Source organism: Catenulispora pinistramenti, assembly GCF_018274385.1.
Taxonomy (GTDB): domain Bacteria; phylum Actinomycetota; class Actinomycetes; order Streptomycetales; family Catenulisporaceae; genus Catenulispora; species Catenulispora pinistramenti.
In genome coordinates this window covers 1-13,877 of the sequence record NZ_JAAFYZ010000092.1, presented here as the reverse complement: position 1 = coordinate 13,877, position 13,877 = coordinate 1, and the positions used below count along the sequence as shown (strand labels likewise).

Below are 13,877 nucleotides of genomic sequence, written 5' to 3'. Positions count from 1 at the left end.
TCAGGGCACCTCGATTCGAATTCCGGGATCACGCTCCGCGGCCGCCTCCGGGTCGAAGGCGGTGTGCGCGGCACGCCGGGGCAGGTCGTAGACGGTCCGGCCGGTGACGGCGTTCAGGATGACGGCGGCCCGGTGCGCGCCCAGACCCAGATCCGGCGCGCCGACGCCGTGGGTGCGCTGCTCGGCGTTCTGGACGTACACGCCCGGCGCGACCCGGTGCTCCAGATCGGCGGCGCCGAGCAGGAGCGCGAGGTCGGGGTCGAGGAAGGCCGGGGTGCGCTCGCGGTAGCCGGTGGCGCAGATGACGGCATCGGTCAGGACACTGAACTCGCGCTTCTGGCGCTCGTGCAGGCAGGTGAGCTCGACGGTGCCGGGGACGCGGGGAACAGCCGACGAACCGGCGTCGGCCGCCGCGCCGCGCGAGCCGGCCGCGTGCCAGGCCGCGCCGGTCACCGACACGCCGGGCAGCAGCGTGGCGCCGGTGTCGCCGGCCAGGCCGAGGGTTCCTCCGTAGAGGCTGTCGAAGGAGCGCATGTGCAGCTCGGCATGCAGGTCGGCGATGGTGTCGAAGCTGATCGCCTTGTGCAGGCGGCCTTGGGTGTGCAGCAGGTCGGCGCGGACATCCTCGCGCAGGCCGTGGAAGAAGCGGGTGTAGTCGGGGGTGAAGTGCTCCAGCCCGAGCTTGGAGTACTCCATCGGCTCGAAGGCCGCACTGCGCGTCAGCCACCGCACCCGCTGCCCCGGCGCTCCGGTGCGCAGCAGGTCCAGCACGATCTCGGCGCCGGACTGGCCGGAACCGATCACCGTCACGTCGTCGAGGGTCCGCACCCGCTCGCGGTGCAGGAGGTAGTCCGCACTGTGCAGCGCGCCGCCCGACACCTCGAACGGCATCACCGGCTCGGTGCCGATCCCCAGCACGATGTTCGTCGCGGTGACGATCATCGGCCCGCTCGCCGCGCTGTATTCGACCTCGAAGCCGGCCTCCGCGCGGCGCACCCGGGTCACCGTGGCGCCGAAGCGGCAGAACGGCAGCTGCGCGGCCACCCACTGGCAGTAGGCCTCATACTCGCGCCGCTGGAGGAACAGGTTCTCGGCGAAGTAGAAGCTGTAGAGCCGGTCGGTCTCCCGCAGCCAGTTCAGCACGGAGAATCGGCTGGTCGGGTCGGTCAGCGACACCAGATCGGCGAGGAAGGGCACCTGCAAGGCGGCCCCGTCGAGCATCATCCCGCGGTGCCAGGCGAATTCCGGCCGGCACTCCAGGAACAGCGGTTCCAAGCTGTGGTTCTCCCGCAGCGGCTCGGCGAGCGCCGCCAGCGAGAGGTTGAAGGGACCGATACCGACGCCCACCAGATCGAAGTGCGGCGCTCCGGTAGTCGAGTGCTGCATCAGCCCGCCCTCCTTGTCTCGGGAATCAGAGCCCGGTCGTAGACCATGAGCATCGCCTGCTTGTCCGGCAGGTCCAGCACGCCGCGCGGCTCGAACCCGGCGTTGGTGAAGGCCCGGATCGAGCGCTGGTTGCGCAGGTCCGGCTCGGCGACGACGCGCGAGGAGGCGGTCCGGGACAGGGCCCAGTCGGCGACCGCGCGGATCAGCGTCGAGCCGACGCCGCGGCCGCGATGGGCGCCGGGGCCGATCAGCACATGGATGCCGACGTCCCCGCGCCGGGCCGAGTAGTACGCGGCCAGCGGGTCCTGATCGGCCTGGTAGACCTCCCAGTAGCTCATCGGCTCGTCGTCGAGGCGTCCCAGGTAGGGCTCGGAGTGCGCCGAGGACAGCTGGGCGGCGATGTGCCGGTCCAGCACCTCGCGCGGTCCGGCCAGGTCCCAGAACGCGGCCACCTCCGGGTCGTTCATCCAGCGGTGCAGGACGGCCAGGTCCTTCAGCGGGCGCAGCTGCTCCATGTCGAAGCGGCCGAACGGCGTGGGCAGCAGCCAGCCTCCGCGGGTCTGCGTGGTCGTCACTACGGCACCGCCAGCGGGTTCGGGATCTGCACGTAAACGCTCTGCGTCTCCAGCGGGCCGACCAGCTCGTCGAGCCCGGCGACCCGGGTCAGCAGGTTGGCCTTGCAGGGCAGCGTCGGGCTCTCCAGCAGCGCCTCGGTGACCCGGTGCGCGCGCCCCTGCGCCTGCCGGGCGGCGGCGAACCGGCCCAGCACCTCGCGGGCCCGGCGCAGCAGCTGGCGCTCGTCGATCAGCGCGGTGGCGCCGAGCGCGCCGATCATGCCGATCAGGTTGTTGACGCCGACGTAGTAGGTCAGCCGCTCATCCACGATCGGATCGGCGACCACGGTGTCGCTGGCCTCGCCGGGGTTCGGGACGAAGTCCGCCAGCTGCGCGATCGCCGACTCGCGGAAGTAGTAGCCCTGGTTGTCGCGGTAGCGGCCGCCCTCGGGCAGGCCGTGCGGGTCCAGCAGGACCAGGGTGTTCTGCTGGTGCGCCTCCAGGGTGATCCCGTGCGCCGAGTCCAGCCACAGGATCGGCACCACGACGGCTTCCAGATACCGCGTGAACCAGTCCAGCACCGCCTCGGCCGGCCGGACGCCGGTGCGCTCGGCCGAGCCGACGATGATGTCGGCCAGCAGGTTCTCGCGCAGGTGGCCGTTGCGGGAGGGGCCGTAGCCGAGGTCGGCGAAGGCGGCCACGCAGTAGACGCGGTCCATCGGGCCGAAGGGGTTCTCGCGCAGCAGCACGTCCAGGCCCAGGCCGCCGGTCTCGGCGGCGATCCACGCCGAGTCGCCGATGATGCCGAAGCCGGGGTGGGCGGCGGTGATCGCCTTGGCCAGCCCGGCGTCCAGCATCCTCCGCACCTCGACGCCGCGCAGCAGTTCCTTGCGCAGGTTCTCGCGCTTGGAGTTGGTGATGCGCAGGCCGAGCGGGAGTTTGAGCATGTAGGGGGCGTCGGCGCGGTAGACGGTGCGGACCGAGCTGGTGGCGTGCCAGGGGCAGCCGTGCGGGCCGAGGTCGGCCAGCAGGCCCTGGTCCATCAGGGCTCGGACCTCCGGACGCCGGCTCAACTCGCGGGACTGCCAGGGGTGCGCCGGGATCAGGACGCTGTGCGGCGTGGCCCCGCGCGGCAGGTCGCCGCCGAGCAGCTTGTGGACCAGGGTCGGGGCGGCCTCGGAGTCCGCCGAGTCGTGGCCGGCGATCGTCGGGTCCACGGACCACCAGTGCAGCTGGAAGGTTCCGTCGAGTTCGGGCGAGTAGCGGACGGCCTCCTCCTGCGACCAGCCCTCGCGGGCCTTGGGCGCCGGGTGGAACGGGTGCCCGGCGACCAGCGCCTTCTCCGCCCACAGGAAGCGGGTCTCGCCCTGGGAGGTGCCGTGCGACAGGTGCGCGGCGATCCGGCGGGCGGAGTCGATGACCCGGCCGACCAGGTCGGACACCGCCGGGACCCCGCCGCCGGCCTCCCGGGCGATCAGGGTGGCCAAGGTCGCGGCGTCCAGCGGCGGCGGGGCGGCCGGCGGGAGCCAGGACCCGGCGGTCCAGGCGCTGTCGGTCTCGGTCTCGTCCCCGACCGGGCGGCCGAAGATCTTGTTCTTGGGCGCGGCGGATCTGCGGTTCGCGTGCGGCAGTGCCAGCGGATAGGCCGGGCCGAAGCGGTGCCAGCCGACCGCCGACCAGGCGTCGACGTCCACCTCGACGGTGACCCCGGTGGCCGGGAAGGTGAGCCGCATCGGGCCGCCGGTCGGCACCGGGATCCGGGCCTCGCGGACCCAGCAGCGGAGAAGGACTTCGGCCGATAACTCGTCGGCGGCGAATGTGTTCATGACGGGCCCCTGACGGACGCTGCGGACGCCGACGCCGCGCCGCCGGCGGTGCGGACGGCGGCCAGCAGAGCGTCGATCTGCGGTTCGGTGGTGTGCGGGTTGAGGAGGGTGAGCTTGAGGCGGACCCGGCCGGGGGGCGTCCCCGGCCGCTCGCGCGCCAGCTCGGTGCGCCCGAGGACGGCGCGGCCGGCCTCGAGCAGGTGCCGCCGCAGGGCCCCGTTGACGCGATCGGCGTCGTGCGGGTCCGGCGGCAGGTAGCGGAACAGGACGGTGGTCAGGTGCGGCTCGGCCGTGAGTTCCAGGTCCGGGTGCGCCTGGACGGCCGCCGCCGCGTAGCGGGCCAGCGCGCGGCAGCGGTCGGTGAGCTGCTGGAAGCCCTCGCGGCCGAGCGCCCGGAAGGCGGCGGCCAGCTTCACGGCGTCGGCGCGGCGGGTGGTGCGCAGGGACCGGCCGAGCAGGCTGGGGTAGCCGGCTTGCTCGTCGTCGACAGAATTCAGATAGGAGACGCGCTTCTCCAGCGAACGCAGGGAAGCAGCGTGCTTCACCAGGAAGCAGCCGGCCGGTACCGGCTGCCAGCCGAGCTTGTGCAGGTCGAGGGTGACGGAGTCGGCGGTGTGCAGGTCGCGCAGCCGGTCGTCGGCCTCGGTGCCGAGCAGCAGGCCGCCGCCGTAGGCCGCGTCCACGTGGAACCAGGCCCCGTGCCGCGCCGCGAGCCTGGCGATGGCGCCCAGCGGGTCGATCGCCCCGAGGTCGGTGGTCCCGGCGGTGCCGACGACGGCCAGCGCGATCTCGTCCCGGTCCACGACCGCTCCCAGCGCCTCGCCGAGCGCGTCGGCCCGCATCCGGCCCTCGGGATCCGAGGCCACCGGGATCACGCTGCGCTCGCCGAGCCCGAGCACCGCGGCATTGCGCGCGACCGAGAAGTGCGCCTGGTCGGAGGCGAGGATCCGCATCCGGCCGGCGGCGAAGGGCGGGACCCCGTCGAGGTCGGGATCGGTGTCGAAGCGGCGGCGCAGGATGTCGTCACGGGCCAGGAGCAGACCCATGAGATTCGACTCGGTCCCGCCGGAAGTCAGGACCCCGGCGCTGGAGTCGGGATAGCCGACGGCGCGGGTCAGGGTCCGGACGATCCGCTCCTCGATCTCCCCGGCGGCCGGCGACTGGTCCCAGGAGTCCAGGGACTGATTCAGCGCGGCCACGGCGGTCTCGGCCGCGACGCTGGTGGCCAGCGGAGGGCAGTGCAGGTGCGCGGCACAGTGCGGATGCGCCGGATCGGCGGCGCCCCAGGCGACGAGGCGGCCGAGCGCGGCGAGCGTCTCGAAGGGGTCCTCGCCCTTGTCGGGCAGGATGCCGAAACCGGACGCCGCGACGGCTTCGCGCACGGCGTGCGGGCCGCCGGGCGGGAGCGGGCCGAGCCAGTCGGCACGGCCCCGGTCCAGGCCGTCGAGGACGGTGGCCAGGAGGAGCGCCAGGGGGCCGGTGCCGGCGGGGCCGGAGGCCAGGGCGGTGGCGTCGATGGAGTTGGCCGCGATCGAACTGGTTGCGATGGAGTTGGCCGCGATGGAGTTGGCCGCGATGGAGCTGGTTGCGATCGAGCCGGCGGCGGTGGCCGAATCGGCAGGCGGTGGGGAGGCCGAAGTGGTCCGCACCGCGGGGCGGTCGGCTGGAGTCTCGGGCGCGGCGGTTGGATTGGCGGCTTGGTTCGCAGCGATACCGAGCACCGGGCCGGTCGCGGAATCAGTCGCCGGGCCGGGCGGCGTGGCGAGCCGCCCCACCGGCTCGGCCCGCAGAATCCCGCGCACCACATCAGCCTCGATGCCGCTCATCTCGCCGATGTCGACCGTGGCGCCGGCCCGCACCGGCAGGTGGGTGTGCAGCTCCTCATTCGGGTACTCAGACACCGGCCACCTCCAAATCGCGGCGCGACGTCTGCTCCGACACCGTGTCGAGCGCGAGTGCCAGGACGCTCAGCAGGTGGTCGGCCTCGTCGTCGCCGAGCGTGAGGGGCGGCAGGAGCCGGAGGACCGCGCCGTACCGTCCGCCGAGCTCGGCGATCACGCCGCGGGCCAGCAGCTCCGCGCGCAGCCGTCGGGCGGTGGCCGGTGCCGCCGGCAGTGCGCCGAGGGCGTCCGGTTCACCGGTCGGGTCGACGATCTCCATGCCGAGCATCAGGCCCCGGCCGCGGATCTGGCCGAGCAGGGCATGACGGGCCTGATATCCGGTCAGACGTCCCATGAGTCGGTCGCCCAACAGTGCGGCGCGATCGGCCAGTCCGTCCGCCGCGATCTGCCGGATCGTGGCGGCGCCGGCGGCCATGGCGAGCTGGTCGCCGCGGAAGGTTCCGGTGTGTGCGCCTTCGGACCAGCGGTCCAGGCCGGCGCGGTAGACCACCACGGCCAGCGGCAGGCCGCCGCCGACCGCCTTCGACAGGACCATGATGTCCGGGACCACCCCGGCGTGGTCCACGCCGAACAGCGCGCCGGTGCGGCCGAAACCAGTCTGGACCTCGTCCGCGATCAGGGCGACGCCGTACTCGGCGGTCGTCGCCCGCAGCGCGCGCAGCCACGCGTCCGGCGCCGGGACCACGCCGCCCTCGCCCTGGACCGGCTCGACCACCGCGGCGGCCGGGATCGCGGTGCCGGAGTGCGGGTCGGACAGCAGGGTGCGGACATACGCGGCCGAGGCCGACTCGCCCAGCGTGCCGCCCAGCCCGAAGGGGCAGCGGTACGGATGCGGGAACGGCAGCCTGGTCAGGTACGCATCGCCCGCGCCGGCCGGGTCGCGCACCGCGTTCGCGCCGGTCAGCGCCAGCGCCCCGGCGGTCATGCCGTGGTAGGCACCGGTGAAGGCGAACACGCCGCGGCGGCCGGTGGCGGTGCGGGCCAGCTTCACCGCGGCCTCGACCGCGTCGGCGCCGGTCGGGCCGGCGAAGTGGATCCGGCAGTCGGCGGCCAGCTCGGCGGGCAGCACCTCCAGCAGGGCCGAGGTGAAGTCGTCCTTCACAGGCGTCGCCAGGTCCAGGACGTGCAGCGGGGCGCCGCTGTCCAGGACCGCCCGGATCGCCGCGACCACCGCCGGGTGGTTGTGGCCCAGGGCCAGCGTCCCGGCGCCGGACAGGCAGTCCAGATAGTCCCGGCCGTCGGCGCCGGTGATCCACGAGCCCTGCGCCCGCACCGGCACGATCGGCAGGTGCCGCGCATAAGTCCGGGCCGCCGACTCGCGGGCCGCCTGCCGCGCCAGGATCTTCGTGGCCGAGAGCTGTGCGGCTGAGAGCTGTGTGGCCGAGAGCTTCACGGGGGAGCCGGGACTGGCCGGGCCCGCCAGCCCATCGCCGGATGTCACGGCCTGGGGGTTCGAACGGTCGGCGGGCGGGGCGGGCGAGGGCATAGCGGTTCTCCATCCGTGGCAAGAGATCAGGTAAGGCTTACCTAACTCCCGTCACGGAAGTCAACCTGAATCACTACCGCCTGTGATTCTCCCGCGCGTGATCAGAAGCGCGGACCACCGACACGCCCAGCGCGGACGCAGCGGCGCGACCCGCGAGCCACGTAACGAAGTGGGGACTTCAGCGGCCCCGGCGCGTCAGCCGTCCGCGGTAGCCGGCAACGGTCCACGAGGCGAAGACGAACATCGCCAGCCCGGCGGTCTTGACCACGGTCTGCCAGCCGCCCCCGCCGGCGAGGAGTCCGACCCCGAACAGGATCAGCCCGAGCAGCCAGACGAGTGCCAGCACCGGCAGCGATCCGGCTCGCCGGCGCGTGGAGACGAGCGGAATCGGCCCGCCGGCCTGGACCTCCTCGACGCTGGCCGCCCGCCAGATGTCCACGTAAGAGTCCGGATGCTCTTCGACGGCCGTCAACGGATCCGTCCGTCCGGACGAGCAGCCGAAGACCACCGGTCCGTCGCCGACGACGGCGGTCAGCGTCGCACTCGAGGTCCAGCTGACCTCCATGCGGATCGTGTGCGGACCCGAGGCTACCGGGATGGACAGGGTCTGCCCGGCCCGTACCTCGCCGCGCACCACGCCGTCGACGACCACGTCATAGCCCTTGGCGCGATCCCGCCAGCCGCCGGCCCCGCGGACCACGATGATCTCGGACGCCATGGACTCCCCCACTCCGCGAAGGCCCGTCGGTCAAGTCTCGTGATACCTGTGATACCCGTGATAGCAGGGGCCTTCCCGATCGGGAAGGCCCCTGGTCCGGCCGTGCGTCAGAACGGTCCGACGATCGTCGCCAGGTGCCGGTTGTCGAAGACGTCGTACTTGCCCGCGCCGTACAGCGCGCTACCGACCTGCGTGATCACGCTGTCCGGGACGGCGGACGGCCCGCCGAACACCGGCAGCGCACCGGTCAGCTGGCTGCCGGGCCCCGCGACCGTCTTCGTCATCGGCGCGTGCTGCTTCAGCCAGCCCAGCTCGGCCGCCGGCAGCGAAGCGCCGTCGGCCAACAGCAGCGGCGAGTTCCAGCGGCCGGTCAGCGCACCGCCGGACAGCGCGTCCGGCCAGTTCCGGCCGGTGGCGATGCCGGGCACCATGGAGCCGGTGCCCCCGGCCGGGAACATCGTGCTGCCCGCGACCGCGGCGGCGGTGGCATACCGGTCGCGACCGGCCAGGTCGGTGACCTTGCCGTGCCAGCTCGGCTCCCCGGTGGCCACGGCGGCGACGCCCTGGCCGCCGACCGCGTAGACCTTGCTGACGTCGGGGTTGATGCCCGCGAGGTAGTCCTTCGTCTCCTTGGGCAGAACGCCGTCGTCGGTGAGCAGGACGACGCCGGTGCCCAGCTTCCCGGCGCGGTTGCCGTCGACGCCGGCCCCGGCGGTCAGCGCGTCGGGGAAGTCCTTGCCCGTCGCCACCGCGACGCTGCCCGGGGTTCCGCCGATCGCCTGAGCGATGCGCACCGAGGTCGCGTACCGGTCGGGCCCGCCGATCCGGTCCACCTTGAAGCCCAGCGCGGTCACCTGGGCCGCCACCTGCGGGGACAGCGCCTGCTCGCCGCCGAGCAGATAGACGGTGCCGCCCGGCGGCAGGACCCGGGTCAGCTCCTTGGCGACCTCCGACGAGAGCTTGTGCGGATCGGTCAGCAGCAGCGGGCCGCTCTTGGCCACCGCCAGCGCGTTGCCGGACAGCGCGTCGGCGAACTGGTCGTCGCGGGCCAGCACCACGGTCGAGGCGTCGGTGGTCGGAGTGAGCGGAGAGGACATGCTGCCGTAGTCGCCGGTGTTGTAGCCGGAGACCTTCACCGCGGTGTCGACGCGGTCGGCGCCGCCGAGGCGGTCGATCGTGGGCCGGGTGACCGGCGGCAGGAAGGGACTGGGCGCGTTGGTCGGGCCGGTGTAGAGCGGTCCGTTGTCCCAGGCTAGGTTGCCTCCGCTGAGCTGGGCATTGGCGAGGACGACCTTCGGGGTCCCGCCGGTGGCCGCGATCACGTCCAGGTTGTTGCCGTTCCCGGCCTGCTCCTGGAACGCGATCTCGGTGCCGTCCGGCGACCAGACCGGCTGGAAGGCCTGGCCCGCCACGCTCGTGAGCTGCCTCGGCGAGGTCCCGTCGACGTTCGCGACGTAGATCTCGTCGCTGCCGCCCCTGCCCTGCAGGCTGTAGGCGATCTGCTTGCCGTCCGGCGAGAAGCTGACCGAGTCGGCGTTCGCCACCTTCGCGACCTTCGACGTGGCCGGGTCGTAGACCGAGAGCGTGAATCCGCCCTGATCGCTCGTGATCCCGGCGACCAGACCGCCCGGGCCGAGGACCAGCTGCCCGGTCAGGCCGCCGGGCGCCTGGTAGGCGGTGAGCCCGGTGCCGTCGGCCTTGATCTGGAAGTACCCGCCGCCGTTGTTCCGCTCGAACACGACGGTCGAACCGTCCAGCCACTGCGGGTAGATGTCCGCCGCGTTGACGCTGTCGACGACCGGGCCCGTCGCCTTGTCGAGCAGCCGCGCCCCGGAGCCGTCGGCGTTCGAGATCCACAGGTCGCCGCTCGGGTAATCCTGGAGCACCGCCTTGGTGCCGTCCGGGGAGAACACCGGCGCCATGATCGAGTCAGTCGGGTCGAAGCCGCCGCCGGACGGGGTGACGATGTGCTGCCCGGTGCCGTCCGGGTTGACCGCGTACCAGACCTGGCCCTGGCTGTAGCTGATCTGTCCGTTGTGCGGGGCCGCGGAATCGGCGTTCGCCGCCGGCGCCGCCAGGCCCCAGACGCCGGTCGCGGTGGCGGCGCCGACCGCGGCGGCCGCCGTGAAGGCGCGGACCGCCCTCGAATTGCGGGTCAAAGTGATCTTTCCTCCCCTGCCGCGGTTCGGACCGCGGCCAAGAACCACTGAAAATGGGCGGCTCAGATTAGCGCTCCGGTTGACGGCGGCGGGAAGTACAAAAGTGCGAGCCGATCTACGTCAGCAACACCTATGTCAGCACCACCTACGTCAGCACCACCCACGTCCCCAGCGGCTACGTCGGCGAGAGCTACGTCAACAGCAGTTTCTCCAGCCGCCGGGCCGCCACCGCCGCCCCGATCAGTGCCATCACCGTCAGGTACAGCACGTCCCACAGCAGGCCGATGTGCACCCGGCCCAGCGTCAGGGCCCGCAGCAGGTCGATGCCGTGGTAGAGCGGCAGCGCCTCGATCAGCACCCTGATCTGCGGGTTGTAGACCGACAGCGGGTAGAAGGCACCGGAGAACAGGAACATCGGCATCAGGGCCAGGGTGATCATGTCGAAGTCCTGCCAGGACCGCATGAACGAGGTGGCGGCCATCCCGACCGCGCCGAACGCGAACCCGATCAGCACCGTCACCGGCAGCGCCAGCAGCGCCCACCAGCTGTGGACCAGGCCCATCGCGAGCATGATCACCAGGAACGCCGCGGAGTACATCAGGCCCCGCAGCTGCGCCCACATGATGTCGCCGAGCGCGATGTCGCCGACCCGCAGCGGGGTGGCCAGCATGGCGTCGTAGATCTTGGCGTACTTGATCTTGAAGAAGACGTTGAAGGTGGCGTCGAACACCGCGCCGTTCATCGCCGAGACCGCGAGCAGGCCCGGCGCGACGTAGTGCGCGTACGGCACGCCGTCCACCGCCCCGGTCAGCTTGCCCAGCCCGACGCCGATCGACAGCAGGTAGAACACGGGCTCGAAGAAGCCCGAGACCATGGCCACCCACACCCGGCGGTAGACCATCACGTTGCGCTCGATCAGCACCCCGGCCTTGCCGCCGCCCATCGAGCCGAAGGCGCGGCGGCCGAGGAGCAGCCGGGTGATCGGGGCCTGAGAGAACGGATACAGATCAGCGCTCGTCATCTGGCGCACCTCCTAAGGGTTCAGCCGGCGTCGGAACGTGCGGGCCCCGTACCAGAGCCCGGCGCCGACCACGGCGCTCAGATAGGCGAGGTGCAGCAGCACCGAGCCGGCGGTGGCGGTGCCGAGCGCCAGGCCGCGGCACAGGTCCACGCCGTGCCACAGCGGGGTGACGTAAGCCAGCGGACGGATCACCAGCGGCAGCTGCGTCACCGGGAAGAAGGTCCCGGAGAACAGGAACATCGGGATCATCACGAACCGGAACACCGCGGAGAACCCGGTGTCGCGGTCCTGGAGGACCGCCCAGGCGATCACCGGCGTGGCGAACGCCAGCCCGGTCAGCGCGGCCACCGGCAACGCCAGCAGCGCGCCGAGCCCGCCGGGCCCGGCCGCGCGGACCGCCCCGAACAGGGTCATCACGCCGAGGAAGATCGCCGAGTTCATCAGCACCCGCAGGCCCACGAACAGCACCCGGCCGAGGAAGACGTCGAACGAGCCCAGCGGCGAGGCGATCGAGGCGTGGAAGGTCTTCTGCCACTTCATCGACGACATCACCGGGTACATCGACTCCCCGAGCGCGGTCTGCATCGCCGTGTTGGCCAGCAGCGCCGGGGCCAGGAAGAGCAGGTACTTCACCGGACGGCCGTCGATCGTGCCGAAGGTGTGCGCGCCGGGGCCGGCGTCCACGATCTTGCCAAGCGACATGCCCAGCGCCACCAGGCTGAGCAGCGGCGCCAGCACACTGGAGACGATCGAGGCGCGCCAGGTGCGCCGGTAGTTGGTCAGCAGCCCGCGCAGCTCGCGGATCGCCATCGGCGGCGACGACGCGGGGCCGATGGCGGTGGGGCCGACGGTGCCGGGGGGAACCGGGGTGACAGCACTCATCGTCAGTCCACCAACGTCCGGCCGGTCAGGTGCAGGAACACGTCCTCGAGCGAGGAGCGCCGGACCAGCGAGGCCACCGGCACGGTCCCGGTGCCGTGGACGGCGGCCAGCGCGGCCTCGCCGTCGTCGCTGTAGAGCAGGATCCGGTCGGGGAGTTCCTCGATGCGGTCGACGGCCCCGCGTTCCCCGGTCCCGACCAGCGCGGCGAGCGCGGCCCCGGCCGCCGCGCGGTCCGCGCCGTCCGGCGCGAAGCGGATCTCCAGCACCTCGCGGGTGGAGTAGCGCTCGATCAGCTCGCGCGGCGAGCCCTCAGCCGCGATCCGGCCGTGGTCCATGACCACGAGGCGGTCGCACAGCTGCTCGGCCTCGTCCATGTAGTGGGTGGTGAGGATGAGCGTGGTGCCGGACTGCTTGAGCCGGAACAGCCGGTCCCAGACCACGTGCCGGGCCTGCGGGTCCAACCCGGTGGTGGGTTCGTCCAGGATCAGGATCTCCGGGGAGTTGATCAGCGACCGGGCGATCGTCAGCCGCCGCTTCATGCCGCCGGACAGCGGCTCCACCGGGGAATCGGCGCGGTCGGAGAGCTGCACGAACTCCAGCAACTCGGCGGTGCGCGCGGCGATCTCGGCCCGCTTGAGCCCGAAGTAACGGCCGTAGATCAGCAGGTTCTCCCGGACCCGCAGCTCCATGTCCAGCGAGTCCTCCTGCGGGACCACGCCGAGCCGGGCCTTGATCTTCGAGGAGTCGACCCGCGGGTCCATCCCGAGGATGCTCAGCTCGCCGCCGGTCGCCGGCGACACGCAGCCGATCATCCGCATGGTGGAGGACTTGCCGGCACCGTTGGGGCCGAGGAAACCGAAGACCTCACCGCGCCGGAGTTCGAAGTCGATGCCGTCCACGGCGGTGAACGGTTCGCCGCCGCGCTTGGTCGGCGGGAAGACCTTGCGAAGGCCCACGGCCTTGATCAGCGGCTCCTCCGAAGAGGCGGTCCGGGCGGAGGTGGGCGAGGTGGAGAGGTCGACCATGCCCGCAACCTAGCTGGATTCGCGGAGGATTGGTAAACGGTTTTAGCTCCGGCGCCGCCGTGTTCCAGCCGGGGTCTCCCGTAGCGACGCTGTTCTTGCGGCTGGGGTGGTGCGGGGCTCGGATCTTCTTGTGGGGGCTGGAGTTCGCGGGCCGGGTTGCGGTTGGGGTGTGGGTTTCAAAGCTTTTTACGCCTTCGGTCATAGTTGTGCCGGTTCGGGGTTCGGGTCGGCGGGTGTGTTTGTCGGCTGCCGGTTCGCGCGTTCACAACCCCGCCGCACCTCAGGCCTCTTCAACTCCAGCAAGTCAGTGCAAGGTCAAAAACTGTGATGAAGGGCCGGGCCTCCGGCGGGCCTCGGCAACCTCAGGGAAACTAGCGCGGTTCCCTCGGGTGGCCGGGTCAGTCTCAGCGGCGGCGGTCCCAGAGGTGGCTACGGTCCGTTCCCCTCGGTCGCGTCGTCAGCCCGATGTGCCCCTATGGTTTTCGTCAAGTGGTGGCGGGGCGGGATTCGTAGAGGGAGCCGTCGCGGAGCATGGCGAACAGGACGGTGATGCGGCGGCGGGCCAGGCGTAGCAGGGCTTGGGTGTGGGTTTTGCCGCTGTGGCGGTGTCGGTCGTAGTAGGCGCGGGAGGCGGGATCGTGGAGTGCGGAGAATGCTGAGAGGAACATGGCGCGTTTGAGTTGCCGGTTGCCGCGCCGTGGCGCGTGCTCGCCCTTGATGGAGGACCCGGAGGACTTGGTGGCCGGCGACAGTCCGGCGTAGGAGGCCAGGTGGTCGGCGTCGGGGAAGGTTCGGCCGTCGCCGATCGTGACTAGCAGGGCTGCGGCGATCCTGACTCCGATGCCGGGCATCGAGGTCAGGATCGGGGAAAGAGGGTGGGCCTGCAGCAGGGCGGTGAGCTGGCCCTCCAGCGTGTGGC

At 72.0% G+C, this 13,877-nt stretch carries 11 protein-coding genes; all 11 read right to left on the bottom strand.

Annotated features, from left to right (window positions below; all coding sequences use genetic code 11):
* Entirely contained in the window at positions 1-1,386 is a 1,386-nt protein-coding gene (locus tag KGQ19_RS24950; RefSeq protein ID WP_212012280.1) for a lysine N(6)-hydroxylase/L-ornithine N(5)-oxygenase family protein, read from the bottom strand.
* Positions 1,386-1,961 (bottom strand): GNAT family N-acetyltransferase, encoded by a 576-nt coding sequence (locus tag KGQ19_RS24945; protein WP_212012278.1) that lies wholly within the window; start codon positions 1,959-1,961, stop codon positions 1,386-1,388. The genes KGQ19_RS24950 and KGQ19_RS24945 overlap by 1 nt, the downstream gene beginning before the upstream one ends.
* Positions 1,961-3,766, bottom strand: a complete 1,806-nt coding sequence (locus KGQ19_RS24940; protein WP_212012276.1) for an IucA/IucC family protein — start codon at positions 3,764-3,766, stop codon at positions 1,961-1,963. The genes KGQ19_RS24945 and KGQ19_RS24940 overlap by 1 nt, the downstream gene beginning before the upstream one ends.
* Positions 3,763-5,667, bottom strand: a complete 1,905-nt coding sequence (locus KGQ19_RS24935) for a pyridoxal-dependent decarboxylase (RefSeq protein ID WP_212012274.1) — start codon at positions 5,665-5,667, stop codon at positions 3,763-3,765. Before KGQ19_RS24935 ends, KGQ19_RS24940 begins: the two co-directional genes overlap by 4 nt.
* Positions 5,660-7,153 (bottom strand): diaminobutyrate--2-oxoglutarate transaminase family protein, encoded by a 1,494-nt coding sequence (locus tag KGQ19_RS24930; RefSeq protein ID WP_212012272.1) that lies wholly within the window; start codon positions 7,151-7,153, stop codon positions 5,660-5,662. Before KGQ19_RS24930 ends, KGQ19_RS24935 begins: the two co-directional genes overlap by 8 nt.
* Before the next feature lie 178 nt (positions 7,154-7,331).
* Entirely contained in the window at positions 7,332-7,871 is a 540-nt protein-coding gene (locus KGQ19_RS24925) for a hypothetical protein (RefSeq protein WP_212012270.1), read from the bottom strand.
* Positions 7,872-7,978: 107 nt separating this feature from the next.
* Complete coding sequence (locus KGQ19_RS24920; protein ID WP_212012268.1) at positions 7,979-10,030, bottom strand: cell wall-binding repeat-containing protein; 2,052 nt, start codon at positions 10,028-10,030, stop codon at positions 7,979-7,981.
* A 190-nt stretch (positions 10,031-10,220) separates the two neighbouring features.
* The gene (locus KGQ19_RS24915) at positions 10,221-11,051 is read right to left on the bottom strand and encodes an ABC transporter permease (RefSeq protein WP_212012266.1); all 831 of its coding nucleotides are present in this window, start codon (positions 11,049-11,051) and stop codon (positions 10,221-10,223) included.
* 12 nt (positions 11,052-11,063) lie between these two features.
* Complete coding sequence (locus KGQ19_RS24910) at positions 11,064-11,933, bottom strand: ABC transporter permease (protein WP_212012264.1); 870 nt, start codon at positions 11,931-11,933, stop codon at positions 11,064-11,066.
* A 2-nt stretch (positions 11,934-11,935) separates the two neighbouring features.
* Positions 11,936-12,958 carry an ABC transporter ATP-binding protein gene (locus tag KGQ19_RS24905; protein WP_212012255.1) on the bottom strand — a complete coding sequence of 341 codons (1,023 nt, stop codon included), beginning with the start codon at positions 12,956-12,958 and terminating at the stop codon, positions 11,936-11,938.
* A 485-nt stretch (positions 12,959-13,443) separates the two neighbouring features.
* On the bottom strand, positions 13,444-13,877 hold a 434-nt coding region (locus KGQ19_RS24900), incomplete at its 5' end, for a transposase (RefSeq protein ID WP_212012253.1).